This is a genomic window from Dactylosporangium sp. NPDC049525, assembly GCF_040676755.1.
GTDB lineage: Bacteria > Actinomycetota > Actinomycetes > Mycobacteriales > Micromonosporaceae > Dactylosporangium.
Map to the genome: position 1 here is coordinate 448,370 of NZ_JBFAPO010000003.1, position 25,016 is coordinate 473,385.

22 protein-coding genes, 1 pseudogene and 1 riboswitch are annotated in these 25,016 nt (G+C 72.8%); of the genes and pseudogenes, 8 read left to right on the top strand and 15 right to left on the bottom strand.

Annotation, left to right across the window (positions count from 1 at the left end; genetic code table 11):
* Positions 1-97 precede the first annotated feature (97 nt).
* Genes AB0K00_RS08795 through AB0K00_RS08805 form a run of 3 tightly spaced genes read left to right on the top strand, consistent with a single transcriptional unit; the run spans position 98 to position 4,925 of the window.
* The gene (locus AB0K00_RS08795) at positions 98-1,153 is read left to right on the top strand and encodes a MoxR family ATPase (RefSeq protein WP_363517547.1); all 1,056 of its coding nucleotides are present in this window, start codon (positions 98-100) and stop codon (positions 1,151-1,153) included.
* A 2-nt stretch (positions 1,154-1,155) separates the two neighbouring features.
* The gene (locus AB0K00_RS08800) at positions 1,156-2,454 is read left to right on the top strand and encodes a DUF58 domain-containing protein (RefSeq protein ID WP_363517550.1); all 1,299 of its coding nucleotides are present in this window, start codon (positions 1,156-1,158) and stop codon (positions 2,452-2,454) included.
* Positions 2,451-4,925, top strand: a complete 2,475-nt coding sequence (locus tag AB0K00_RS08805) for a DUF3488 and transglutaminase-like domain-containing protein (protein ID WP_363517553.1) — start codon at positions 2,451-2,453, stop codon at positions 4,923-4,925. Before AB0K00_RS08800 ends, AB0K00_RS08805 begins: the two co-directional genes overlap by 4 nt.
* A gap of 784 nt (positions 4,926-5,709) precedes the next feature.
* Here AB0K00_RS08805 and AB0K00_RS08810 read toward each other — a convergent pair.
* Positions 5,710-6,093 carry a DUF3040 domain-containing protein gene (locus tag AB0K00_RS08810; RefSeq protein WP_033356576.1) on the bottom strand — a complete coding sequence of 128 codons (384 nt, stop codon included), beginning with the start codon at positions 6,091-6,093 and terminating at the stop codon, positions 5,710-5,712.
* A 151-nt stretch (positions 6,094-6,244) separates the two neighbouring features.
* On the bottom strand, positions 6,245-7,558 hold the full coding sequence (locus AB0K00_RS08815; protein ID WP_363517556.1) for a DNA polymerase IV: 1,314 nt from the start codon (positions 7,556-7,558) through the stop codon (positions 6,245-6,247).
* A gap of 85 nt (positions 7,559-7,643) precedes the next feature.
* On the opposite strand from AB0K00_RS08815, the gene AB0K00_RS08820 reads away from it, so the two are divergent.
* Positions 7,644-8,057, top strand: a complete 414-nt coding sequence (locus AB0K00_RS08820) for a hypothetical protein (protein ID WP_363517559.1) — start codon at positions 7,644-7,646, stop codon at positions 8,055-8,057.
* A gap of 13 nt (positions 8,058-8,070) precedes the next feature.
* Here the strand turns inward: AB0K00_RS08820 and AB0K00_RS08825 are convergent, their stop codons facing one another.
* The 9 genes from AB0K00_RS08825 to thiE all read right to left on the bottom strand — a co-directional run bounded on the left by AB0K00_RS08825 (position 8,071) and on the right by thiE (position 15,837).
* The gene (locus AB0K00_RS08825) at positions 8,071-9,219 is read right to left on the bottom strand and encodes a nucleotide pyrophosphatase/phosphodiesterase family protein (protein WP_363517562.1); all 1,149 of its coding nucleotides are present in this window, start codon (positions 9,217-9,219) and stop codon (positions 8,071-8,073) included.
* Positions 9,219-9,947 (bottom strand): methyltransferase domain-containing protein, encoded by a 729-nt coding sequence (locus AB0K00_RS08830; protein ID WP_363517565.1) that lies wholly within the window; start codon positions 9,945-9,947, stop codon positions 9,219-9,221. The genes AB0K00_RS08825 and AB0K00_RS08830 overlap by 1 nt, the downstream gene beginning before the upstream one ends.
* Before the next feature lie 15 nt (positions 9,948-9,962).
* Positions 9,963-11,519, bottom strand: coding sequence for a phosphomethylpyrimidine synthase ThiC (gene thiC / locus AB0K00_RS08835; RefSeq protein ID WP_363517663.1), 1,557 nt, complete (start codon positions 11,517-11,519; stop codon positions 9,963-9,965).
* Positions 11,520-11,606: 87 nt separating this feature from the next.
* Positions 11,607-12,425, bottom strand: coding sequence for a bifunctional hydroxymethylpyrimidine kinase/phosphomethylpyrimidine kinase (gene thiD / locus AB0K00_RS08840; protein WP_363517568.1), 819 nt, complete (start codon positions 12,423-12,425; stop codon positions 11,607-11,609).
* Positions 12,422-12,934 carry a thiamine phosphate synthase gene (locus AB0K00_RS08845; protein ID WP_363517570.1) on the bottom strand — a complete coding sequence of 171 codons (513 nt, stop codon included), beginning with the start codon at positions 12,932-12,934 and terminating at the stop codon, positions 12,422-12,424. The genes thiD and AB0K00_RS08845 overlap by 4 nt, the downstream gene beginning before the upstream one ends.
* A complete protein-coding gene (locus tag AB0K00_RS08850; RefSeq protein WP_363517573.1) occupies positions 12,931-13,695 on the bottom strand; it encodes a thiazole synthase in 765 nt (254 codons plus the stop codon). The genes AB0K00_RS08845 and AB0K00_RS08850 overlap by 4 nt, the downstream gene beginning before the upstream one ends.
* The gene (thiS, locus tag AB0K00_RS08855; protein WP_363517665.1) at positions 13,688-13,894 is read right to left on the bottom strand and encodes a sulfur carrier protein ThiS; all 207 of its coding nucleotides are present in this window, start codon (positions 13,892-13,894) and stop codon (positions 13,688-13,690) included. The genes AB0K00_RS08850 and thiS overlap by 8 nt, the downstream gene beginning before the upstream one ends.
* Positions 13,893-14,003: riboswitch (TPP riboswitch) on the bottom strand. Its footprint overlaps the gene before it by 2 nt.
* A gap of 25 nt (positions 14,004-14,028) precedes the next feature.
* Complete coding sequence (gene thiO / locus AB0K00_RS08860; RefSeq protein ID WP_363517576.1) at positions 14,029-15,063, bottom strand: glycine oxidase ThiO; 1,035 nt, start codon at positions 15,061-15,063, stop codon at positions 14,029-14,031.
* Positions 15,064-15,210: 147 nt separating this feature from the next.
* Positions 15,211-15,837 carry a thiamine phosphate synthase gene (thiE, locus tag AB0K00_RS08865; RefSeq protein WP_363517579.1) on the bottom strand — a complete coding sequence of 209 codons (627 nt, stop codon included), beginning with the start codon at positions 15,835-15,837 and terminating at the stop codon, positions 15,211-15,213.
* A gap of 18 nt (positions 15,838-15,855) precedes the next feature.
* Between thiE and AB0K00_RS08870 the strand changes: the two genes are divergently transcribed.
* Positions 15,856-16,830, top strand: coding sequence for an aldo/keto reductase (locus AB0K00_RS08870; protein WP_363517583.1), 975 nt, complete (start codon positions 15,856-15,858; stop codon positions 16,828-16,830).
* A 48-nt stretch (positions 16,831-16,878) separates the two neighbouring features.
* On the opposite strand, the gene AB0K00_RS08875 is transcribed toward AB0K00_RS08870, so the two are convergent.
* Entirely contained in the window at positions 16,879-17,301 is a 423-nt protein-coding gene (locus AB0K00_RS08875; protein WP_363517586.1) for a hypothetical protein, read from the bottom strand.
* Positions 17,302-17,591: 290 nt separating this feature from the next.
* Between AB0K00_RS08875 and AB0K00_RS08880 the strand changes: the two genes are divergently transcribed.
* Positions 17,592-17,957, top strand: coding sequence for a hypothetical protein (locus AB0K00_RS08880; protein ID WP_363517589.1), 366 nt, complete (start codon positions 17,592-17,594; stop codon positions 17,955-17,957).
* Positions 17,950-18,387 carry a hypothetical protein gene (locus tag AB0K00_RS08885; protein WP_363517592.1) on the top strand — a complete coding sequence of 146 codons (438 nt, stop codon included), beginning with the start codon at positions 17,950-17,952 and terminating at the stop codon, positions 18,385-18,387. The genes AB0K00_RS08880 and AB0K00_RS08885 overlap by 8 nt, the downstream gene beginning before the upstream one ends.
* Here the strand turns inward: AB0K00_RS08885 and AB0K00_RS08890 are convergent.
* From AB0K00_RS08890 to AB0K00_RS08900, 3 genes and pseudogenes are all read right to left on the bottom strand, one after another.
* A complete protein-coding gene (locus tag AB0K00_RS08890) occupies positions 18,364-21,690 on the bottom strand; it encodes an error-prone DNA polymerase (RefSeq protein WP_363517595.1) in 3,327 nt (1,108 codons plus the stop codon). The two genes, AB0K00_RS08885 and AB0K00_RS08890, sit on opposite strands and share 24 nt — an antisense overlap.
* Entirely contained in the window at positions 21,690-23,216 is a 1,527-nt protein-coding gene (locus tag AB0K00_RS08895) for a DNA polymerase Y family protein (RefSeq protein WP_363517598.1), read from the bottom strand. Before AB0K00_RS08895 ends, AB0K00_RS08890 begins: the two co-directional genes overlap by 1 nt.
* A gap of 418 nt (positions 23,217-23,634) precedes the next feature.
* Positions 23,635-24,213 (bottom strand): annotated as a pseudogene (locus AB0K00_RS08900) (hypothetical protein); the annotation flags it as partial.
* A gap of 615 nt (positions 24,214-24,828) precedes the next feature.
* Between AB0K00_RS08900 and AB0K00_RS08905 the strand changes: the two are divergent.
* A partial coding sequence (locus AB0K00_RS08905; protein WP_363517601.1) for a hypothetical protein occupies positions 24,829-25,016 on the top strand: 188 nt, incomplete at its 3' end.

Below are 25,016 nucleotides of genomic sequence, written 5' to 3' on the forward strand. Positions count from 1 at the left end.
TACAAGCGGCTCGGCTTGCAACCTATTTGTGCAACCGGGCGGTTCACCTATGGGTCTTACACCTAACGGTGGCCACAGCAGGACACGAGGAGGCCAGTTGACCAGGCACCGCACGTTCGAGGAGCTCGGGGCGCCGCTACCCAGCCCGGAGTTCCGCGCCGCGACCGATGCGATCGTCGCCAACATCGAGCAGGTCATCGAGGGCAAGACCGCCACCGTGCGGCTCGCGCTCGCCGTCATGCTCGCTGAGGGCCACCTCCTCATCGAAGACGTTCCCGGCGTCGGCAAGACCAAACTCGCCAAGGCCCTTGCCAAGTCCATCGACTGCTCGGTGCGGCGCATCCAGTTCACGCCAGACCTGCTGCCCAGTGACGTCACCGGCGTCAGTGTGTACAACCAGGAGACCCGCGACTTCGAGTTCAAGCCGGGTGCGGTGTTCGCGAACATCGTCGTCGGCGACGAGATCAACCGCGCCTCCCCGAAGACACAGTCGGCGCTGCTGGAGAGCATGGAGGAGCGGCAGGTCACGGTCGACGGCGCGACCTACCCGCTGCAGATCCCGTTCATGGTCGTCGCCACGCAGAACCCGATCGAGATGGAAGGCACCTACCCGCTGCCCGAGGCGCAGCGCGACCGGTTCACCGCCCGGATCGCGATGGGTTACCCGGACATGGGTGCCGAGCTGGCGATGCTCGACGTACACGGCCGCCACGACGCGCTCGACGACATCCTGCCCGTCTCCGACGCCACCGCCGTACGCCGGATGATCGCCACGGTCCGCGACGTGCACGTCGCCGACGCGGTGAAGCAGTATGCGGTCAACATCGTCACCGCCACCCGCGAGTCCAACGAGCTGCGCCTCGGCTCGTCGCCCCGCGCCACGCTGCAGCTGCTGCGCACCGCCCGCGCCGTCGCCGCCCTCGAGGGCCGCGAGTTCGTGCTCCCCGACGACCTGCAGGCCCTGGCCGTGCCGGTCCTCGCGCACCGGGTCATCCCGACCGCCGAGGCGCAGCTGTCCCGGCGCACCACCGACGCGATCATCGCCGAGCTGGTCCACCGGCTGCCGCTGCCTTCGGACCGGCAGCCGCGCTCGCCGTATGACACCCGCACCGCGCCGCCACGCGGTGGCCAGCAGCAGTTCGGGGGTCGCTGAGCATGCGGGAGGCGCTGCGGGGGCTCACCACACGGGGCCGTAGCTTCCTGGCCGCCGCCGCAGCGGCCCTCATCGCGTCGCTGATCCTGGGCGAGCGGGACCTGCTCCGGGTGGCGGTGCTGCTCGCGGCGCTGCCGCTGCTGTCGGCCGCCTATGTCGGGCGCACCCGCTACCGGTTGTCCTGCAGCCGCACCCTGGACCCGCACCGGGTCCAGGTCGGCGCCAGCGCCCGGGTGATCCTGCGCCTGCAGAACCTGTCCCGGCTGCCCACCGGCACGATGCTCCTCGAAGACCGGCTGCCCTACGCGCTGGGCAGCCGGCCCCGCCTGGTGCTGGAGAAGCTCGGCGCACACCAGGCCAGCTCCGTGGCCTACACGGTGCGCGCCGACGTCCGCGGGCGGTATGAGGTCGGCCCGCTCGTCGTGCGGCTCACCGACCCGTTCGGGCTGTGCGAGCTGACCAGGGCGTTCCCGTCCGTGGACCGGCTCACCGTCATCCCGCAGGTGGTGCCGCTGCCGTCGGTGCGCCTCGCCGGCGAGTTCGCCGGTTCCGGCGAGAGCCGGGCCCGGTCGGTGGCCGTGCACGGTGAGGACGACGCCGCCACCCGGGAGTACCGCTACGGCGACGACCTGCGCCGGGTCCACTGGCGCTCCACCGCCCGCACCGGCGAGCTCATGGTCCGCCGCGAGGAGCAGCCGTGGGAGAGCCGGGCGACCGTGGTGCTGGACACCCGCTCGACCGCGCACCGCGGCGAGGGCCCGACCGCCAGCTTCGAGTGGGCGGTGTCCGCCGCCGCCAGCGTCGCGGTCCACCTGCGCCACGCCGGATACAAGATGCGCCTGGTCACCGAGGCCGGCATCGACGTCGACGCGACCGAGATCGACGGTGACGGCCCGCTGCTGGACCAGCTCGCCGACGTGCGCCTGGCCCAGCGCGGCGACATCGCCACCCTCATCGAGCGGGTCCGCCGCCGCAGCGACGGCGGCCTGATCATCGGCGTCTTCGGGCTGCTGTCGTCGGCGGAGGCGGAGCTCCTCGCCGGGTTCCGGTCCAACAACGCCACCTGCATCGCCCTGTTCATCGACTCCTCGACATGGCTCAACCTGCCGACCGCGGCCCGCGAGGAGGCCGACAAGGCACACGGCGTCGCCTCCCTCGCGCTGCTGCGCAGCGGCTGGCGGGTCGTCGAGGTGCCACACGGTGCGAAACTCCCCGCACTGTGGCCACAGGCCGGACGGGGGTCCCAGGGCTTCGCCTGGCGGGCCGCGTCCGCGGAGAGCGTCGCCGGAGGCGTGCGGTGAACCAGCGCAAGCACCTGACCCTGATCGCCGCCGGCTCGGCGTTCCTGTCCGCGCTGCCGCTCATCAACGTCTTCGAGGAGATCACCTGGGCGATCCGGGCGTTCCTCGTCGTCGCCGCCATGTGCGGGGTGGCGCTGCTGGTCCGCAGCCTCCGGGCGCCGGTCTGGGCCCCGACCGCCGCGATGGCCGCCGCCGCCCTGTTCTCGCTGACCTGGCTCTACCCGAGCTCGCACGAGTTCATCGGGATCATCCCCTCCCCCAGCACGATCAAGCACTTCGGCTCGCTGCTGAGCACCGCGTCGACCGAGATGAGCGAGTTCGCGACCCCGGTCGGCGACCGGCCCGGGTTCCTGTTCCTGGCCACCCTCGGCGTCGCCGTCGTCGCCCTCGTGGTGGACCTGTTCGCCGTGGTGCTGCGCCGGCCCGCGCTCGCCGGCCTGCCGATGCTGGCGATCTACTCGGTGCCGGTCACCGTGACCACGGAGAGCACCAACTGGTTCCCGTTCGCGCTCGGCGCCGTCGGCTTCCTGTGGCTGCTGGTCACCGACAACGTCGACCGGGTCCGCCGCTTCGGCCGCCGCTTCACCGGCGACGGCCGCGACGTCGACCTGTGGGAGCCCTCCCCGCTCGCCGCCGCCGGCCAGCGGCTCGGCGCGGTCGGCGTCATCGCCGCGGTGCTCCTGCCACTCATCCCGTTCGCGATGCCGGCCGGCGTGATCGACCAGCTCGGCGCCGGCGCGGGTGGCGGCGGCGGGATCGGCCCCGGCGGGAAGAACGGCAAGCAGGTCAGCATGTTCGCCCTGCTCTCCGGGCAGCTCAACCGGGACAAGGCGTTCGACATGGTCAAGGTGACCAACGTCAGCAACGACCCCAACCCGTTCTACCTGCGCTTCAACGTGCTCGAGGAGCTCACCAGCCGCGGCTTCAACGCCAAGCCGATCACCGGCGGCAAGTCCGTCGGCTCCGGCCTGGCCGCCCCCGCCTGGGACTCCTCGGTCAAGACCACGACCCAGAAGGCCAGCATCGAGATCACCAGTGAGCTGGCGATCTACTTCCTGCCGATCTACACCTGGCCGACGAAGCTGGAGAAGATCGACAACAACTGGTCGTTCGACGCCAACACCGCCGTCGTGTATTCCAGCAAGCAGACCACCGCGAAGAAGAAGTACACGGTCGAGTACACGCGCCCCGAGATCACCCCCGACGACCTGCGTAAGGCCGCCGCCATCAAGGAGAACGACCCGGCGCTGCGCGGCACCATGACCGCCCCGGAGAACAAGCTGGTCAAGGACAAGGTCGCCGAGCTGACCAAGGGCAAGACCACCCAGTACGACAAGGTCAAGTCGATCTGGGACTACTTCTCGGTGGCCAACGGCTTCGCCTACGACACCAGCACCGGCGCCGACACCAGCGGCACCGGCATCGCCGACTTCCTGCAGAACAAGCGCGGCTACTGCGCCCAGTACGCGGCCGCCTTCGGCTGGCTCCTCCGCGAGGCCAAGATCCCGTCGCGGGTCGCGTTCGGCTTCGCCCGCGGCGGCACCCGCCAGGGCCAGACGATGACGCTCACCAACTTCAACCTGCACGCCTGGACCGAGGTGTACTTCCAGGGCTACGGCTGGCTCCCGTTCGACGCGACCCCGTCGCAGTCGATCGGCGGGTCGGTCACCCCGTCCTACCTGCCCAGCGCGACCAGCGACACCACCGACCCGAACGACGAGGACCCGCGCGGACGCCCCAACCCCGGCGCGAGCAGCAGCGCGGACCCCGGCGCCATCAGCGACCCCGGCAACAACCCGGGCGACACGAGCGGCACCGGCGGCGCCGGCGAGGGCACCTCACTGCTCGCGACGGTCGCCGTGGCCGGCGGCTGGCTCCTCGGCGGCCTGCTCATCATCGCGCTGCTGCTGTCACCCGCCCTCGTGCGTGGCCAGACCCGCCGCACCCGCCTGCAGGCCGCGGCGGCCGGCCCCAGACCCGTCCCGCACGACGCCGCACCGGGCGTCATGGTGCTCGTCCCAGAGGACCATCACGCGGCCCGTTCCCAGGCCCACCACGCCTGGGACGAGCTCGTCGACACGATGGTCGACTACCACGTGCCGACCGACGACGCCGAGACCCCACGGGCGACGGTCGCCCGCCTCGTCACCAAGGAACGCCTCCGCGACCAGGCCGAGCAGGGCGTCCGCCTCCTCAGCGCGGTCGAGGAGCACGCCCGGTATGCCCGCCACCCGCTGACCGGCGGCCAGCTGCGGGCCTCGGTCGACGCCGTGCGCGCGGCGTTCGCCGCCCGGGCCAGTCGCAAGACCCGCATCCTGGCGGTCGTCCTGCCCCCGTCGGTCCTGCGCCGCTGGCGCTCGACCACCTCACGGCGCTCCAGCACCGCGTCGCTGTGGCTCGGCGCCGGCTGGGACAAGCTCATGCGGGCGATCAGCGTGCGGCGCTTCGTCGCCCGCCGAGCCGACCGCTGACCGTTCGCACAGCACCCGCGGCATCGGCCGTGGACGGATCGCACCGGCTTTGACCGGCAGATCCGTCCACGGCCGACCGCTTTTGGCCGGCTCGGTCTCGCCCATGCTCGAGGCCCGACGGCGGCCACCCGACTTCGGTCACAAGGGCGCGACATGCGACCACCCCGGCGGCGACCCGGCACCCGGAATGCTGCACCGACACTCACAACCCGGTTGATTGCTGGTCGCCGAGGAACAGGGATCCACCGGATTGTGGGGATCCGCCGGATGTTGGCGTCCGCCGGCGGCTACCGGTCAGTGGTTCGAAGGCGCGGGATGCGCTACACATTTCACCGTTGCGTGCTGCCTGCGCGCTTGACGCCCGGGCAGCCAGCACGCCGGGCAGCCAGCACGCCGGGCAGCCAGCACGCGGAGCGGCGCAGCACGCGGAGCGGCGGGGTGTCCGGTTCGCGCCGACATGTGGTTACCCGCGCGGGATTCCGCCGCGTGGGGCATCACCCGACTGGTGGTATGCCGCGCCGACATGACCGAAGTCGTGCGGACAACCGCGGGACGACCTCGACCCGCCATGATCAAAGATGCAGATCCGGGGATGGGTCGGCGGTGGGTGACCTCGCGGAGGTGATTTCGGCCCGCGGGCGGCAGGTGAAGGGTCGGAGGCCGGGCGGTAGGCGCAGAGTGAACAGCCATGCTGGCGCCGACCGGGGCGCCAGCGGGAACGGGGCAGGGCAGACGGGTAGGCGCGTCGACACCAGGGTCGACGCGCCTCACCAGGCCCGGTCGGTCAGGCGTCGCCTTCTGGGCGGCGACGCCAGCGTTCCTCCAGGCGGTCGACCAGTCCCGCCCTGCGCTGCCGGGTGCGGCGAGTGGCGGTGCCGCCGACGGCATGCAGGTCGGTGCTCTGTCCGCGGCGGTATGCCTGGACGCCGAACACAAGGGCGCCCAGCATGACGACGAAGCCGCCGACGCCGAGGGGTGGGATTGAGATGGCGACACCATAGACCAGTAGCGCCATGCCGGCGAGTAGGAGCACCGCGGCGGCGATCATCCGACGCTTGGCATGGAACCGCGGGTCGGTGGCTCGCACCGCCGAGGCAAACTTGGGGTCCTCGGCTAGCGACCGCTCGATCTGCTCGAACAGCCGCTGCTCGTGTTCCGAGAGCGGCACGGCACTCCTCCCCGGTCGCGAAGGTCGACCCTGATGGACCGACAGTCCGGCACAGCCCGTCGGGCTGCGTACTGGCAAGTTTACGAGGGGCTCACCGGGTCGGAAAGCGGGACGATGGTCCGGCCGTGCCGATTTTCCGTCGAGTCTGGCTCTATCTACCCCCATTGTGTCGTGTCGGAGGCCCTTCCGGGAGGTTGGGGGCCGGTGCGGCGCCATTTCCGTCCCGGCGGAGGCCGTCGCCGCGCAGGAGGCTGGCGGGTTGGACGAGGCCCGTGCCGAAGCGGGCGGCGACCGCGTCGGCGGCGCGTTCGGCGTCGCGCCAGCCGTGGTCGCGCTCACCGAGCGTCATCTGTCGTGGCGCTCCGTCGGCGGAGGTGAGGCCTTCGACGCGGACGCCGATGAGGCGGATGCGCTCGCCGGGGCGCGCGGAGGAGAACAACGCCCACGAGATCTCGAAGATCTCGCGGGCGACGTCGGTCGGGACATCAACGGTGCGTGACCGGCTCAGCGTCTGGAAGTCAGCGAGTCTGATCTTGACCGAGACGGTGCGGCCGGCCTGGTCGGCGTGGCGGAGGCGCTGGGCGACCTTGTTGGACAGGGCGAGCATCGTGCGTCGGATGATTGACAGGTCGCTCACGTCGACGTCGAACGTGGTCTCGGCGCCGATCGACTTCTCCACGTGGTCGGGAATAACCCGCCGGGGGTCCCTCGCCCAGGACAGCTCGTGCAGGTGGTGTGCGGCGGCGTCACCGACGGCGGCGCGGAGCATGCCGAGCGGGGCGGCGGCGAGGTCGCCGACGGTCTTCAGGCCGAGCCGCTGCAGGGTCTCCGCGGTGCGCTCGCCGACGCCCCACAGCGCGCTGACGGACAGCGGGTGCAGATAGTCCAGGGCGCGGTCGGCGGGGACGACCACCATGCCGTCGGGTTTTGCCCGGGTCGAGCCGAGCTTGGCCATGAACTTCGTCGAGGCGACCCCGACGGAGCAGGTCAGCTGCTGCTCGGTGGCGACCCGGCGGCGGATCAGGGCGGCGATCCCGGCCGGGCGGCCCAGGAGCTTGCGGGCGCCGGCCACGTCGAGGAACGCCTCGTCGAGCGACAACGGCTCGACGAGCGGGGTCACGTCGCGGAAGATCGCCATGACCGCCTGGGACGCCTCGGTATACGCGGCGAAGTCGGGTGGCAGGAAGATGCCGTGCGGGCAGAGCCGCTGCGCCCGGCTGCCGGGCATGGCGCTGTGCACGCCGAACTTGCGGGCCTCATAGCTGGCCGCGGACACGACGCCCCGCGGGCCGGCGCCGCCGACGATGACGGGCTTGCCGCGCAGCTCCGGGCGGCGGCGGATCTCGACGGAGGCGTAGAACGCGTCCATGTCGACGTGCAGCACGGTGCAGCCGGTGTCGTCGGCGTCGGGGCCGAACTCCCCCGCGCCCGAACCGTCCCTCGGCACCACCTGACTCCGCCCCACACCCGCACCTTAGCCAGGCCCTATGACAAAAAGCCGTACACCCGAGTGAATTGACGCGAAGTTAGGTATGCCTTACCTTCCTGGAATGGCCCTCCTCGCGCTGACCTCGCCGCTGGCGCCGGTCGTCGCGGCCGTCGAGGGCCTGCGGCTGCAGCACCCGGACCTGGTGCGCTGCCTCGCGCCGGGGCTGATGACCAGCGGCGGCGACGGCTGGCGGCCGGGGACCGACCGGTGCGCCCTCGCCGTGCTCCTGGTCGCGGGCTGGACCAGGGCGCGCCGGGTGCCGCTGCCGGCGGAGGGCGAGACGTTCCTCAACCAGGCCGGGCAGCTGGGGATCCGCCGGGCGCGGGTGGCTGTGCTCTGCGACGACCCGGTGGCCGGCGCGCCGGGGGTGGTGGTTGCCGCGACCCGGGAGGACCTGTTCAGGATCGTGCTGGAGCACGCGGTCGACGCCGGCCCGGAGCTGCGGGCCACCATGCACCAGCTGACAAAAGCCTGACGAAACACAGAACCTAGCGGCGCACCACCAGCAGCGGGATCTGCATCTCCGCCGCCGTGCTGGAGCCGTGGAACGCGACCATCCTGGAGATCTTCGCCGGCTCGTGCGCCGACGCGAGGACCACCCACCGCTCGTGGCAGATGGCGACCACGTCGCCGACGCGGGCCAGGTGCTGCTGCGGGATCGGGCCGAACCAGCCCGCCGCCACCGCCTCCTCCCGGCTCAGCACGGTCGCGGCGGCACCGAGGACGCCCTGCCAGGTGGCGATGACGTCGGCGCGGGCACCGGGGATGGTGTGCAGGTAGCGGACCCGTGGCTCGCCGGCGACGACGGCGACCCCGGCCCGCAGGCGGGCGTCCTGGTCGAGGTCGAGGCGCCGGTCGGCGGGGATGTCGAGCTGGCCGTGGTCGGCGGTGACGACCAGCGCCGAGTTGGGCGGCAGCCCGTCGACGAGGCGGGTGAGGAGCCGGTCGGCGTCGCTGACGGCGGTGCGCCACTCGCCGGTGCCGATGCCGTGGTCGTGCCCGGCGCGGTCGACGTCGGGCAGGTAGCCGTACACGAGCCGGGACGTGCGGAGGGCGGCGAGCATCGCGGCGGCGACCTCATCGGAGGCGACCCCGGCGCCGAAGCGGGCGCCCCGGTACGCCGAGACCGACAGGCCGGTCCGCTCGAACTGCGGGTTGCTGATCACGGTCGGGGCGAGGCCGGCGTTGACGGCCCGGGTGAACGCGGTCGGCAGCGGCTGCCACTGCGCCGGGTCAGGCTGGCCGTCCCAGTGCAGGTGGTTGACGACCTGGTCGGTGCCGGGCTGGTTGAGCACGATGCCGACGATGCCGTGGGCGCCGGGCGGGGCGCCGGTGCCGAGGGTGACGAGGCTGACCGGGGTCGTCGACGGGAACCCGGCGGTGATCGACCGGGCGGTGCCGAGCCGGCCGCCGAGGAAGTCGGTGAGGGTCGGCGCGTGCGGCGCGGCGACCCCGAGCTGGTGCCAGCCGAGGCCGTCGAGGAGGAGCACGGCGACCCGCTCGACGCCGGCGAGGGTGGCCCCGAGGTTGAGGGCGTCGCGCTCGTAGGGCATCCCGAGCACGCTCAGGACGCTGGGCATGACTTCGGCGAGGCTGCCCTGCCCGTAGCGCGGCGCGACCGGATCCAGCAGGCCCATCAGGACTTCCGGGCGAGCAGATGCAGCTGGGTGGCGATGTCCCGGTAGGGCGACGCGCCGGCGAGCGCCAGCTCGAAGGCCTGCAGCGCCTCCGGCTCGCGCTCCGCGACGCTGCCGGGCACCAGGTCGGCGATGATCCGCACGCCGTGGATCTGCTCGACGGCGAACCCGCAGCCGGCCAGCAGCGCCCTCGCCGTGTCGACGTCATACCGGCGGCGGAGCCGGTCGCCGTCGTCGGCGCGGCCGTCGGGGCTGGCCACGAGCAGGGCCGCGGCGGCGAGGTGCCCGCCGATGGCCTTCGCGAGGACGGCCGCGGCCCGGTTGGCGACGACGACGCTGGCCGCGCCGCCGGGGCGCAGGGTCGCGGCGAGCGCGGTGACGACCTTGTGCGGGTCGTCGACGACCTCCAGCATGCTGTGGCACAGCACCAGGTCGACGCTCTCGGGCGGGACGAGGTCGGCGAGGCCGTCGCCGTCGCCCTGCAGCGCGGTGATCCGGTCGGCGACCCCGGCCTCGGCGGCCCGGCGGGTGAGCGCGGCCAAGGCGTCGGGGCTGGGGTCGACGACGGTGACGGAGTGCCCGGCGCGGGCGAGAGGCACGGCGAACCCGCCGGTGCCGCCGCCGACGTCGAGGGCGGTCAGGGGGTGGTCGGCCCCGGCGATCTCACGACGCAGGACCTGCCAGACGACCGCGGTGCGTGGCGACGCCACAGAGGACTCCACCCCCACGACCTTAGTACCCGCCTACGACACCACCGGGAGGTATACCTGCCCGCCGGACGACGCGAACTCCGCCGATTTCGCCTGCATCCCCAAAGCGGCGTAGTCGGGCAGCGACTGGCTGATCTTCATCGAACAGAACTTCGGGCCGCACATGGAACAGAAGTGGGCGGTCTTCGCCGGCGCGGCGGGCAGCGTCTCGTCGTGGTAGGCGCGCGCCGTGTCCGGGTCCATGGCCAGGTTGAACTGGTCCTCCCAGCGGAACTCGAACCGGGCCTTGGACAGCGCGTCGTCCCACGCCTGCGCGCCGGGGTGCCCCTTGGCGAGGTCGGCGGCGTGCGCGGCGATCTTGTACGCGATGACCCCGGCCTTCACGTCGTCGCGGTTCGGCAGCCCGAGGTGCTCCTTCGGGGTGACGTAGCAGAGCATCGCCGTGCCGTACATGGCGATCATGGCGGCGCCGATGGCGCTGGTGATGTGGTCGTACGCCGGCGCCACGTCCGTGGTCAGCGGGCCGAGCGTGTAGAACGGCGCCTCGTGGCACCACTCCTTCTGCAGGTCCACGTTCTCCTTGATCTTGTGCATGGGCACGTGCCCGGGGCCCTCGATCATCACCTGGACGTCGTGCTCCCACGCGATCGTGGTGAGCTCGCCGAGGGTCCGCAGCTCCGCCAGCTGCGCCTCGTCGTTCGCGTCGGCGATGGACCCGGGACGCAGCCCGTCGCCGAGGGAGAAGGCGACGTCATATCGAGCAAAAATCTCGCACAGTTCCGAAAAATGCGTATACAGGAAGTTCTCCTCGTGGCGGGCCAGGCACCATGCGGCCATGATCGAACCGCCGCGGGACACGATGCCGGTGACCCGGCCGACGGTCATCGGCACGTACCGCAGCAGCACCCCGGCGTGCACGGTCATGTAGTCGACGCCCTGTTCCGCCTGCTCGACGATGGTGTCGCGGTACGCCTCCCAGGTGAGCTTCAGCGGGTCACCGCCGACCTTCTCCAGGGCCTGGTAGATCGGCACGGTCCCGATCGGCACCGGCGAGTTGCGCACGATCGCCTCGCGGGTCGCGTGGATGTGCTTGCCGGTCGACAGGTCCATGACCGTGTCGGCGCCCCACTTCGTCGCCCAGGTGAGCTTCCCGACCTCCTCCTCGACGCCGGAGGAGACCGCGGACGTGCCGATGTTGGCGTTGACCTTCACCAGGAAGCGGCTGCCGATGACCATCGGCTCGCTCTCCGGGTGGTTGACGTTGTTGGGCAGGATGGCCCGCCCGGCGGCGATCTCCTCCAGAACCACGGACGCCTCGACACCCTCCCGGATCGCGGCGAACTCCATCTCCGGCGTGACGATCCCCTGCCGCGCGTAGTACAGCTGCGTCCGCTCTGCCCCGTGGAGAATGCCCCGCTCCGCGATCCAAGGCGCGCGCAACGGCGGCAGGCCGACCGGCGGGTCGTTGAGCGGACCGGAGGTGTCGTAGAGGCGGACCGGTGGGTTGCCGCCGCTGAGTTCGACCTCCGCGAACGGCACCCGGACGTCGTCGCGGGACCCCTGGACGTGGACCTTGCGCTTCATGCGGATCCTCTCTTGGGCACGGCGAAACGGGCACGCCGGAGGCGCACCTGTTCGCGTTTCGGCAGGTGTACTGGGTGAGCTTCGGCCTGGGAGCTAGGTGAGCGGGCGCTCGAACGGTCCCCAGGCGAGCGGGCCGTGGCCGGTGCCGAGCCGCCAGCCGGACGATGCGACCAGGGCCGCGTGCACGTACTCCTTCGCCCCTGCGAGGGCCTCGGCGACGGGCTGCCCGAGCGCGAGCCGGGCCGCGGTCGCCGCCGCCAGGGTGCAGCCGGTCCCGTGGTTGTTGGCCGTGTCGACCCACGGCGCGCTGAGCAGCTCGACGGTGCCGCCGGCGCAGACGACGTCGACGGCGTCGCGGCTGCCGCGCAGGTGGCCGCCCTTGACCACGACGCACCGGGCGCCGGTCGCGGCGAGGTCCTCGGCCGCCTTGATCGCGTCGTCGACGTCGAGGACGTCCCGGCCGAGCAGCACCGACGCCTCCCGTAGGTTGGGCGTGACCACCGCGGCGTGCGGGAACAGCAGGTCCAGGTACGCCCGCTCGGCGTCGCGGGTGAACAGCCGGTCGCCGGAGGAGGCGACGAGGACCGGGTCGACGACCAGCCCCGGCAGCCGCGGCGCGTACCCGGCGACGAGCGCGACGGTCTCCGGCGTGGCGAGCATGCCGGTCTTGACCGCGGCGACGGGCAGGTCGGCGAGGACCGCGTCGAGCTGCGCGCCGACGAACCCGGGGTCGACCACGGAGATCCCCTTGACGCCGGTGGTGTTCTGCGCGGTCAGCGCCGTGATCACGCTGGTGCCGAAGACCCGGTGCGCGGCGAACGTCTTCAGGTCCGCCTGGATGCCCGCGCCCCCACCGGAGTCCGACCCGGCAATGGTCAGCGCAACGACCGGGTTCGTAACGACCGGGTTCATATGGTCAACAGCTCCTTGACGAACCGGGCGGGGTCCTCCGCGCGCATGACCGCGCCCATGACGGCCACCCCGGTGGCGCCCTCGTCGAGGCAGTCCCGGACCCGCTGCGGCGAGTCGACGCCGCCCAGGGCGTACACCGGCAGCCGGACGACCTGCGCCATCCGGGCCAGGGCGGCCAGCCCGAGCGGGGGTCCGTAGCCCGGTTTGGAGCGGGTCGGGTAGATCGGGGACAGGGTCGCGAAGTCCACCTCCGCCTCGGCGGCGGCGACCAGGTCGTCGAGGTTGTGGCACTTGCGGAACGCGGTCGTGTCCTCGGCGAGGACCAGGCGGCCCTTGACGCCGTCGAGCATGACCCGCAGCCGGTCGGCGAGGTCCTGGCGTTCCCCGTCGGGGAGGTCCTGCTCGCCGAGGACGACCAGCCGCGCGCCCCCGTCGACCGCCCGGTTGACCACCTCGTCGAGTGGCCGGTGCGCCTGTAGCCGATCGGTGAACAGGATCAATCGGGTCACCACGGCAACCCTCCCGTCGGGCTCGAGGCGGTCGCGTACAGGCGGCGCGGGATCCTCCCGGCGGCGTGGGCGAGGCGGCCGGCCTCGACCGCGAGCCGCATCGCCGCCGCCATCCGCGCGGGGTGCTCGGCGCGGGTGACGGCGGACGCGAGCAGGACCCCGTCGCAGCCGAGCTCCATGGCGAGCGCGGCGTCGGAGGCGGTGCCGATCCCGGCGTCGAGGATGACCGGCACGGTCACCTTCTGCCGGATCAGCGCGATGTTGTGCGGGTTGCGGATGCCCAGCCCGGAGCCGATCGGGGCACCGAGCGGCATGACCGCGGCGCAGCCCGCGTCGGCGAGGCGCTGGGCGAGGACCGGGTCGTCGGTGGTGTACGGCAGCACCGTGAAGCCGTCCTCGACGAGCCGCTCCGCGGCGGTGACCAGCTCGACCGCGTCGGGCAGGAGGGTCTCCTCGTCGCCGATGACCTCCAGCTTCACCCACGCCGTGTCGAACGCCTCGCGGGCGAGGTGGGCGAGTTTCACCGCCTCGGTCGCGGTGTAGCAGCCGGCGGTGTTGGGCAGGACCCGCACCCCGCACCGTTCGACCACGTCGAGCAGCGACGGCGCGGCCGGGTCGAGCCGCCGCAGCGCGACGGTGACGAGCCCGGTGCCGCTGGCCCGGATCGCGGCCTCCAGGGCGGCGTGGCTGGTCGCCCCGCCGGTGCCGAGGATGAGCCGCGACGGCAGCTCCTCGCCCGCGATGCTGAGATGGTCAGCCACCTTGGACCGCCGTGAGGACGTCGACGGTGTCGCCGGCAACCGGCCTGGTCACGGCCCAGGTGTCGCGGGGCACGACGGTCCCGTTGAGCGCCACGGCGATCCCGCGCGGGCCGGCGGCCCCGACGAGACCCTGGACGACGTCGGCGATGGTGGCGGTGTCGTCCACATCGGCGGTGACGGCGTTGACCACGAGCTGCATGCGGCTCACTCCTGACTCCCTGCGCCGGCATGATCCGGATCAGGTTCGACGGTCGGGGGCTGACAGCCCCCCTCTCAGCCCGGTCACACCGGACTCCCGTGGGGTACGAGCTGACCATAACCCCGCCGCGGTCCTCAGGTAAAGCGACCCGCCCGGTACGCGCTGACGTTCACGTCCGTCGATCCTTTGGTGACGAGGTCGGCGATGACGTGCGCGGTGACCGGCGCGAGGAGCACCCCGTGCCGGTAGTGCCCGCCCGCCACGTACACGTTTCCGTGCAGGTGCCCGAGGATCGGGGCGTTGTCGGGGGTGCCGGGCCGCAGCCCCGCGAGGGTCTCGGCGAGGGCCAGCTCGGCGACGCCCGGCAGCAGGTCCGCGGCCGGTCGCAGCAGGTCGAGCACCCCGCCGGCGGTCACCGTCGTGTCGGCGCCGCGCTCCTCCTCGCTCGCCCCGACGACCAGTTCCCCGTCGGCGCGCGGCACCAGGTACACGTGCCGGCCCAGCGCCACACCCCGCACCACGTGCGTGAGCAGCGGCTCCGGCCCCCGCAGCCGCAGCAGCTGGCCCTTCACGGGCCGCACCGGCAGGCCGGTCGACGCGGCGAGGCCGCACCCGTTCGCGACGATGATCACATCGTCCCGCAGGCTGGACGGGTCGGTGACGTCCCGCCGCTCGTGCCGGACCGGCAGGCTCCGCAGCGCGGCGAGCAGCAGCCGCGGGTCGACCTGATGGTCCCCGCCGGCCCTGGCCCCGCCGCGGACCCGCGGGCTGAGCAGCGGCTCGAGCTCACGCAGCTGCCGCCCCCCGAGCGGCTCGATCGGCGTCCCGGCCCGCCGGTAGTAGTCGACAAGCCGCCGCACCTCGGTGAGATCATCCTCGGTGAGCGCAACCAGCAGCGTGCCGTCGGTCCGGTACCCGAGCGGCATCCCGGTCGCGGCGCCAACCTCGGCAGCGAACCCGGGCCACCGCCGCATCGACTCAAGCATCAACTCCTGCAGCGCCTCCTCACCAAACGCGGCCTCGCCGGTCGGCGCCAACATCCCGGCCGCAACCCGGCCCGCGCCGCGGCCGGGATCGGCGTCGTAGACGGTGACCCGCTCCCCGCGCCGCGTCAGCTCCCACGCGATGCAGAGCCCGATCACCCCGCCCCCGACGACCCCGACCTTCACGCCAGCCCCCTTCCCGAAACCATGACCGCGTCCTCCCCGGATAAATCCAGGCGCGAGCGCCCGAATTTATCCGACATTTCGTGTATGTCAGTGTCGAAGTTGACCTTGGAGACTTTGGCTCGCTATGGGCAGTCAAAGTCTCCAAGGTCAACTGGTCGCGGCGAGGACCGCGGCGAACCGGGCCGCCGTCGCCGCCGGGTCAGGGGCGCCGCTCATCGCGCCGACCACCGCGACCGCGTGCGCGCCGACCGCGAACAGCTCCGCCGCCCGCTCCGGGGTGACACCCCCGATCGCGATCACCGGCACGTCGACGGCCTCGACGACGGCGCGCACCCCCGCCGGGCCGATCGCGTCGGGCAGCCCGGTCTTCGTCGTCGTCGCGTACGCCGGACCCACCCCCAGATACGTGGCGCCGTCCGCGACCGCTTGACGCGCCGACACCGGGTTGCGGGCGGTCGCGCCGAGGATCGCGCGCGGTCCCAGGACGCGCCGGGCCGCGGCCACGGGCAGGTCGTCGGCGCCGACGTGCCCGCCGTCCGCGCCGGCGGCGAGCGCGATGTGCAGCCGGTCGTTGACGAGGCAGGTCGCCCCGGCGGCCCGGCACAGGGCGACGACCCGGACGGTCAGGTCGTACGCCTCGCGGTCGGTGACGGCGTCCTCCGGCCGCACCTGCACGACCCCGAACCCGGCGGCGAGGGCGTGCCCGACCACGCCGAGCACGTCTCGCCCGGGGCGGGTGTCAGTGATGAGATGGAGTCGTCCGAGCGTCTGCACCGCGATAGCTTTTCAGACATGAAGCAGGTGCGACTTGGCCGGACCGGGTTGAAGGTCTCCGAGATCTGTCTCGGCATGATGAGCTACGGCGATCCCGCGTGGCGTGACTGGGTGCTCGACGAGGAGGCCGCGGACCCGTTCGTGCGGCGCGCCGTCGAGGCCGGGATCACGTTCTTCGACACCGCCGACGTCTACTCCCTCGGTGCCAGCGAGACCGTCACGGGGCGGCTCCTGGCGAAGTACTTCACCCGCCGCGACGACTACGTCCTCGCCACCAAGGTGTTCAGCGTCATGAGCGACCGCCCCAACGACTCGGGGCTGTCCCGCAAGCACGTCCTGGCCGGCATCGACGGCTCGCTGCGGCGGCTCGGCGTCGACCACGTGGACCTGTACCAGATCCACCGTTTCGACCCGGACACCCCGGTCGAGGAGACGATGGAGGCGCTGCACGACGTGGTGCGCGCCGGCAAGGCCCGCTACATCGGCGCGTCCAGCATGTACGCGTGGCAGTTCGCGAAGATGCAGCACACGGCCCGCGAGCGCGGCTGGACCGAGTTCGTGTCGATGCAGAACCACTACAACCTGGTGTACCGCGAGGAGGAGCGGGAGATGCTGCCGCTCTGCGCCGACCAGGGCGTCGGCGTCATCCCGTGGAGCCCCCTCGCCCGGGGCCTCCTGGCCGGCAACCGGGGCCGCGGCGACGAGCGGCGCACCACCCGCTCCGCCAGCGACGTGTTCAACTCCATGTACACCGACGACGACTTCGCCGTGGTCGACGTCAATGCCGAGGTCGCCGGTGAGCGGGGCGTCCCCTCGGCGCAGGTGGCGCTCGCCTGGCTGCTGTCCCGCCCGGTGGTCACCGCCCCGATCGTCGGCGCGACGAAGCTGTCGCACCTGGACGACGCGATCGCCGCGACCGAGCTGACCCTGGACGAGAAGGAGATCGAGCGCCTCGAGGCGCCGTACGTGCCGCACCGGGTCCTGGGTCACTGACGCACGGAGGCCGGCCCCGGGAAGGGGCCGGCCTTCGGACGTGCAAGCTCAGTTGGAGGCCACGCCGAGGGCGGCGCTGCCGCCGTCGGTGTGCAGCTCGGTGCCCGAGGCGAACGCGCTGTCGAAGCGGGCCTGCAGGGCGTCGAGCTGGTCGTACTCCGACGCGTGCGACGACTCGGAACCCTCGGCGGCGAACACGTGGTCGGCCTCGGCCTCGTTGTGGTCGTAGGAGGTGAAGTCCGACTCCTCGTAGTGCTCACCCGACGGGTTCGAGTACTCCACGTGGTGACCCTGGTCGAAGCTGGTCGACTCCGCCGACGCGTGGTCCTGCTCGTACACGCCGAAGTTCGAGTCGTAGTCGTTCTCCGCCGCGTGCACCTGGTGCAGCTGGTCCAGCGACTCGTGATCCTGACCGGCCTCAACGTGGCCGTAGTCAACGCCGCCGTTGTCGCCGCTGTCCCACTCGCTCATTCCATCCCCCAGCTCATCTGTGATCGCGTTGCTCTGTTGCCATGAACGTTAGGCAATCCTGGACTGCATTGAATCCCCGAAACGTGCCACCGCCCAGCGCTGTGCCAGGTAGGCGACAGTCCCGAACCGCACCGGCGCCGGCGGCCGTGTCACCGGGCAGCTGGGGACACCGTTCAAACCCGATGTCCCCGGTGTCATCAACCCCTCACGAGGCCGGTATTCAGCCCGGAACATAGAGCATGACGGGCCCGGAGCAGGTGCTCCGGGCCCGCCGCATTACGCTGTCGGCCGTGATCGGGCCCTTGGCTGTCGCCATCCACGTGCTGTCGCTCGCCCTCGCGGCGTGGGCGTTCGTGGAGTTCTTCCGGCACCGCGAGCCGACCCGCCCGCTCTTCGCCGGGCTCGGCGTCGTCGGGGTGCTCGTCCTGGTGCAGGTCGTCGCGCTCACCGTCGGTCTCGCCGGCGGCCGCGGGCCCGACGACGGCGGCCAGGTCGTCACCCTCGTCGGGTACATGCTGACGGCGCTGCTGCTGCCGCCGGCCGGTGCCGTCCTTGCCCGGATGGAACCGACCCGCTGGGGTTCCCTGCTGATCGGCAGCGCCGCCGTCATCGTGCCGGTGCTCATCCTGCGACTGGGACAGATCTGGAATGGCTGAACGTCGGCTCAACAAAGGACCGGGCCGGGTCCTGGTCGCGATCTACGGGGTGTTCGCGCTCTCCGCAACCGCCCGCGCCGGCGTGCAGATCGCCACGAGCTTCGGTGACGCGCCCCTGGCGTACGCGCTGTCGGCGCTCGCCGGCGTCGTCTACATCGTCGCGACCGTCGCCCTGGCCCGCAACGCCCGCCGGGTCGCGCTCGCCGCCTGCGGGTTCGAGCTGCTCGGCGTGCTCACCGTCGGCACCCTCAGCATCCTGGACGCCAAGGCGTTCCCGGACGCCACGGTCTGGTCCGACTACGGGCAGGGGTACGGCTACGTCCCGCTGGTCCTGCCTGTCGTCGGCCTGTGGTGGCTGCTGCGCGGGCGCCGCGACCCGGTGAACGCCCCGGACGACAAGGACGGGTCAGCGGAAGTCGCGGGACGCTGAGCGGATCGGCAGGCTCAGCACCGCGAGGTGGTCGGCGCGCAGGTTGAGCACGCCCTCGACCTTCTCCAGGATCCCGCGGACGAGCATCGCGCTCGCGGTCCGCGCGACCCGGCGGTGCCGCTGCCACAGCCCGGGCGTGCAGGTGACGTTGAGCATCCCGGTCTCGTCCTCCAGGTTGATGAACGTGACCCCACCGGCGGTCGCCGGGCGTTGCCGGTGCGTGACGATCCCGCCGACGGAGACCCGGCGGCCGTGGTCGACGGTGTGCAGCCGCTCCACGGACACCGCGCCGATCCGGTCGAGGTACTCGCGGGCGAACTGCGCCGGGTGCGCGTCCGGGGCCAGGCCGGTCGCCCACACGTCGGCGACCATGCGCTCCACGGCGTCCATCCCGGGCAGCATCGGCGCCTCCAGGCCGCCGGTCGTGCCGGGCAGCCGGCCCGCCGTCTCCCGGGACGCCGCGCCCGCCGCCCACAGCGCCTCCCGCCGGCTGAGCCCGAGCCCCGCGAAGGCGTCCGCGGTCGCGAGGGCCTCCAGGTGGGCCGTGGTGAGCCCGGCCCTTCTGGCGAGGTCGCTCATCGAGGTGTACGGGCCGTGCTCCGCCCGTTCGTCGGCGACCCGCTCGGCGACGGCGGTGCCGAGGGACCGGACCGCGGACAGCCCGAGCCGCACGACCGGCCCGCCCCGCCCCCACCCGCTGGGCCCGGTGCCCGGCATCTCGTCAGGAAGCGCGTCCTCCAGGGTCGCCGCGGCGGCGCTCAGGTTGACGTCGGGGCGGCGGACGGTGACACCGTGCCGGCGGGCGTCGTCGACGAGCGACTGCGGCGAGTAGAACCCCATCGGCTGCGCGTTGAGCAGCGCCGCGCAGAACGCCGCCGGGTGGTACCGCTTCAGCCACGCGCTCGCGTACACCAGGTACGCGAAGCTCATCGCGTGGCTCTCCGGGAACCCGTAGTTGGCGAACGCGGCAAGCTTGTCGAACAAGTCGTCGGCCAGTGCGCCCGTGATGCCGTTGGCCGCCATCCCCTCGTACAGCCGCCGCCGGATGCGACCCATGCGCTCCATCGACCGCTTCGAGCCCATGGCGCGCCGCAGCTCGTCGGACTCGGCGGGGCTGAACCCGGCGACGTCGATCGCCATCTGCATCAGCTGCTCCTGGAACAGCGGCACCCCCTTCGTCTTCTCCAGGGACTTCTCCAGCAGCGGATGTGGATACGTGACCGGCTCGAGGTTGTTCTTGCGGCGGATGTACGGGTGCACCGAACCGCCCTGGATCGGCCCCGGGCGGATCAGCGCCACCTCCACGACCAGGTCGTAGAACTCGCGGGGCTTCAACCGGGGCAGCGTCGCCATCTGGGCGCGGCTCTCCACCTGGAACACCCCGACGGAGTCGGCGCGGCACAGCATGTCGTAGACCTCGGGGTCGTCGAGGGGCATCGTGGAGATGTCGAGCTCGCCGCCGATCATCTCGAACGCGTACCGCAGCGCCGACAGCATCCCGAGGCCGAGCAGGTCGAACTTGACCAGGCCGACGGACGCGCAGTCGTCCTTGTCCCACTGCAGGACGGTGCGGTCGGCCATCCTCGCGTGCTCCACGGGGCAGACCTCGATCACCGGCCGGTCGCAGATGACCATGCCGCCGGAGTGGATGCCGAGATGCCGGGGGAACGTCAGCAGCGCGTTCGCGTGCTCGACGACCTGCCGGGGAATGTCGTCGTGGTCGTCGTCGCTCAACGCCGCGTACCGCTCGACCTGTTTGCTCCACGCGTCCTGCTGCCCCGGCGAGTGCCCGAACGCCTTCGCCATGTCCCGGACCGCGGACTTCGGCCGGTACGAGATGACGTTGGCGACCTGCGCGGTGTAGCGCCGGCCGTACTTGGCGTAGACGTGCTGGATGACCTTCTCCCGCTGGTCGGACTCGATGTCGATGTCGATGTCCGGTGGCCCGTCGCGCTCCGGGGACAGGAACCGCTCGAACAGCAGCCCCCATTTGACGGCGTCGACGTTGGTGATGCCGAGCGCGAAGCAGACCGCGGAGTTCGCCGCGGAGCCCCGCCCCTGGCAGTAGATGTTGTTCTCCTTGCAGAACGTGACGATGTCGTAGACGACGAGGAAGTACCCGGGGAAGTTGAGCTCCTCGATCAGCGCCAGCTCGTGCTCCAGCTGCGCGTATGCCTTCGCGTTGCCGCGGTACCGGTCGGCGGCCTTCGTCATCGTCAGGTGCCGCAGCCAGTCCATCTCCGACATGCCGGGCTCCGGCACCGCGTAGTCCGGCAGCCTGGGCGCGACGAGCTGCAGGTCGAACGCGAGTTCCTCGCCGAACCGCGCGGCCCTGGCTACGGCGCCGGGCCAGGCCGCGAACCGGGCCGCCATCTCCGCGCCGGAGCGCAGGTGGGCGGTGCCGGCCGCGGGCAGCCAGCCGTCGATGTCGTCGAGGCTGCGGCGGGCCCGGACGGCGGCGAGCGCGGTCGCCAGTCTCCTGCGGCTGGGGGTCGCGTAGTGCACGTTGTTCGCCGCGACCGTGCTGAGATGCCTGGCCGCCGCCAGTTCGGCGAGGGCGTCGTTGCGTTCGTCGTCGTACGGGCCGCCGTGCGAGGTCAGCTCCACCGCCACGGACTCCCGGCCGAACAGCGCGATCAGCCGGTCCAGCTCCTGTGCCGCCTTTTCCGGGCCGTGCTCCAGCAGCGCCGCGGGGACGTGACCCTTGCGGCAGCCGGTGAGGACCAGCGCGTGGTCCTTCAGCGTGTCCGCGGTCTCCTCCAGGTCGTAGACCGGCCGGCCCTTCTCCCCGCCGCGGAAGTTGGCGTCGCTGATGGTGCGGGACAGCCGGGCGTACCCCTCCGGGCCTCGCGCGAGGACGAGCAGGTGCCGGCCGTGCGGGTCGGGTTCACCGTTCTGCGGGCCGGGCAGCCCGAGTGACAGCTCCGCCCCGAACACGGTCCGGATGTCCAGCTCCCTGGCGGCCTCCGCGAACCGGACCACGCCGTAGAAGCCGTCGTGGTCGGTGATCGCGACCGCGGACAGCCCGAGTCGGGCCGCGGTCTCGGCGAGCTCCTCGGGGTGGCTGGCCCCGTCGAGGAAGCTGAAGTTGGTGTGGCAGTGCAGCTCCGCGTACGGCACGACGTCGGCGGGCCGCTCCAGCTCCGGCGGCGCGGTGTACTCGGCGCGTTTGCGGGTCCACGCCGGGGAGTCGCCGCCGTCACCGTCATCCGCGGACAGGGGGTCGGGATGGTACTCGGCTCTTCTCCCGCTGAGTTTCTGTTCGAACTCACGCCATGGGATGTCGGGGTTGGAGAATCCCATCAGTCGTACAGCCCTTCCACGTGCCAGGTGCCGTCTTCGAGGACCGCCAGGATCGCCCGCTCGTCGGCGAGCTGGAGCTGGAACCGGGCGCGGCGGCGGGCCCCGTCCTCGTCCCACCAGCGTTCGTCGACCGGCCACGGCCCGGCCCACGCGACCACGCCAACGGGTGCTTCGTCGTGGATGCGCACGCTCGCCGGCGCGCCGCTGAGCTCCAGACGCCCGCTGACCCGCACCACCTGCCCGTCCTTGTCCGCCACGACCGCGGGCAGCGGCACCGGATACACGGTCGCCGGCGACGGCGACGGCAGCCGCCCCGGCCACGGCGCGTCCGTGCCCTGCGCGACCCGCTCGTCGCCGAACGCGACCAGGCGGATCCGGCTGCTGTCGGCGCGCCCGCCGTCGAGGACGGCGGTGAGGACCGCGTCGGGCCCGAGCAGCCCCTGGACGCGGGTAAGGGCCCGGTGGGCACGGTCGCGTTCGTCGCCGGCCTCACCCCACAGCCCCGGCTGCAGCCCCAGGTGCTCGACCACCCCTTCCGGCACCAGCCGCAGCCTGATGATGCCGCTGTTCGGGCTGTACCGGCTTTTCAGCCAGCCGTCGAGCTGCCAGCGGAGCCGGTCGGCGATCGCGGTGACGCTCAGCAGCCCGTCGTGCCGCCAGGTCCGCAGCAGCTCCTGCCCGGTGACGGTGGTCGCCTCGATCCCCAGCCGCGTACAGGCGAGCCCGTGCTGCTGGAGCCGCTCGTGCAGCCGCTCCGCGAGAGCCCGGGCGGCGAACGCGGCCGCGTCGACCCGCTCGACCGGCTCGTCGAACGTCTCCGTCACGTCCAGGTCCGGCGGTGGCCGCCGCGGCGCGAGGGGCCGTTCGTCCCGCCCGCCGGCGAGCCGGTGCGCGAGCGCCGCGTCGAACCCGAACCGGGCCAGGACGTCCGGCCCCGGCAGCGCCGCGAACTCCGCGAGGGTGTGGATCCCGAGCCGCCGCAGCAGGTCCGCGAGCGCGGGCCGCCCGAGCGCGCCGATGCTGAGGTCCGCGAGGAACGCCGCGGTCTCCCCCGGCGGGACGAGCACCCCGGCCCGCGCGGCGAGCCCCGCCGCGAACGTCCCCTCCGCGACCCCGACCTGCGCCTCCACGTCGCACCGCTGCGCGACCTGCTCGACGATCCGCTCGGCCGCTTCCGCCTCACCGCCGTAGTACCGCGCGGGTCCCCGCGCCGCGAGCGCGCACGCCCCCGGCCGCAGCGTCTCCACCCCCGGCGCCAGCTCCTCGACCGCCATGAGCACCGGCTCGAACGCCTGCATGTCCCGCCCCGGGTCGTGCTCGAGGACGATCAGGTGCGGGCAGCGCCCCTGCGCCTCCCGTTTCCGCAGCCCCCGCCGTACCCCTTCGGCCCGCGCCGCCGGCGACGTGGCGAGGACCCGGTTGGCGTGCAGCACCGCCACCGGTTCGGCCGCCGGGTACCCGTCCACGATCTCGGCGGCAACCACCGGCCAGTCCGGGCACCAGACCACGATCGTCCGCAGCGTCACCCCTCACCGCCCCCCTTCGCACTCGCCGGCGGTTCGGCGCTGCCGCAGCGTCGCGGCGCCCGGCCGGGTCCGGGTCGCTGGCGGCTGCCCCGGGTCCACGACGGCCCGCGGCATCTCAGCCGACCCGACGCAGCACGGTTGCGGCCTTACGCGGCATCCGCGCGCCGCGGACCGGGTTCGGGTGGCCGCTGGCTGCCCTGGGTCCACGACCGCCCGCGGCATCTCAGCCGACCCGACGCAGCACGGTTGCGGCCTTACGCGGCATCCACGCGTCGCGGACCGGCGGCAGCAGCCTTCCAGCGGCGGCTGCCCCGGGTCCACGACCGCCCGCGGCATCTCAACCGACCCGACGCAGCACGGTTGCGGCCTTACGCGGCATCCGCGCGCCACGGACCGGCGGCAACGGCCCTTCCAGCGCCGGCAGCCACAGCGTCACCTCACGCGCGGCGCTTGCCGCTCCCCGGCCGCGGGCCTGGATGGTCAGCTCCCGGCAGCGCAGCCGTCCCCGCCCCTCCCCGAGCCCGCCCCAGCTCTGCTGGACCGGGGTCACCGTCACGTCCGCGCCTGCCCATACTCCCGCCGGCATGAGTACGCTGCCCCGCTGCCGGGCCCGTGCCGCCAGCCGCCCCGCCACCGCCGGCGCGACCGTCCCCGGCACCGCCGCCACCACGATGTCGACTCCGTCGAGCAACGCCGCGACGATGCTCGCCCACTCGGCCCCCGGGTCCGGCACCAGCGCCAGCCGCTCAAGGGCGATCCCCATCTCGGCCGCCGCCACCGGACTCAACGCCGGCATCCCCACCACCGCGCACCACGACCCGGCCCGGCTCGCCGCCGCCAGCAACGCCAGCAGCACCGACGACGTCTGCACCGCAATCGTCGCCCCCCGCCGCAGCCCGCCACCGGGCAGCAACGCCCGCAACCCCGCGAGCACCGGCAGCACCTTCCCAGCCCCGATCCCCGCCTCGGCCGCGTGCTCACTCGCCGGCCGCACCATCCCGGCACTGACCAGCCCCGCCAGCCCACGGACCGGCTCGCTCCTCCCCCGCTGCTCCTTGAGCGCCTGCACCTCCCCCGCCGGCTCCAGGTGGGAACCCGGACGACCGCCCCCGGACGCCGCCCGCTCACCGCGGGTGAAGACGGGCGCCGAAGCGAGCCGCCGACGCCCCGGGTCGACGGGCAGGTCCTGATCGACGCCAGCACCGCCGCCACCGCCGGCCAGCTGCTCACCGCGGTTGGAAGCAGGCACCGGAGCAAGCCGCAACTGACCTGAGTCGACGGGCAGCTCCTGGTGAGTGCCCGGACGGCCGGCACCAACGGCAGGCTGCTCGGCGTGCGCGATAGCCGAGGCCGGCCGCCCGGCGCTGGCCGGAGCCGGCCGCTCGACACGAACAGGAGCCGGAGCCAACTGCCCGGCACGAACGGAAACCGGAGCAGGCTGCTCGACACGAACGGGAGCCAAGGCCGGCCGCTCGACACGAACCGAAACCGGAGCTGGCGGCTCGACACGAACAGGAGCCGGGGCTGGCCACTCGGCGCGGACGGGGGTCGGGGCTGGCGGCTCGACGCGAACAGGAACCGGAGCCAACTGCCCAGCACGAACGGAAACCGGTTGCTCGGCACGGACAGGAGCCAGGGCCGGCCGCTCGACACGAACGGAAACCGGAGCTGGCGGCTCGACGCGAACGGGAGCTGGGGCTGGCCACTCGGCGCGGACGGGGGCCGGGGCTGGCTGCTCGGCGCGGACGGGGGCCGGGGCTGGCTGCTCGGCGCGGACGGGGGCCGGGGCTGGCTGCTCGG

Coding starts and splice junctions, on each gene's coding strand:
- AB0K00_RS08800 (WP_363517550.1), top strand. CDS start 1,156: ATGCGGGAGGCGCTGCGGGGGCTCACCACACGGGGCCGTAGCTTCCTG.
- AB0K00_RS08820 (WP_363517559.1), top strand. CDS start 7,644: ATGGCCCTCCTCGCGCTGACCTCGCCGCTGGCGCCGGTCGTCGCGGCC.
- AB0K00_RS08825 (WP_363517562.1), bottom strand. CDS start 9,219: ATGGGCCTGCTGGATCCGGTCGCGCCGCGCTACGGGCAGGGCAGCCTC.
- thiD (WP_363517568.1), bottom strand. CDS start 12,425: ATGAACCCGGTCGTTACGAACCCGGTCGTTGCGCTGACCATTGCCGGG.
- thiS (WP_363517665.1), bottom strand. CDS start 13,894: ATGCAGCTCGTGGTCAACGCCGTCACCGCCGATGTGGACGACACCGCC.
- AB0K00_RS08870 (WP_363517583.1), top strand. CDS start 15,856: ATGAAGCAGGTGCGACTTGGCCGGACCGGGTTGAAGGTCTCCGAGATC.
- AB0K00_RS08875 (WP_363517586.1), bottom strand. CDS start 17,301: ATGAGCGAGTGGGACAGCGGCGACAACGGCGGCGTTGACTACGGCCAC.
- AB0K00_RS08885 (WP_363517592.1), top strand. CDS start 17,950: ATGGCTGAACGTCGGCTCAACAAAGGACCGGGCCGGGTCCTGGTCGCG.
- AB0K00_RS08890 (WP_363517595.1), bottom strand. CDS start 21,690: ATGGGATTCTCCAACCCCGACATCCCATGGCGTGAGTTCGAACAGAAA.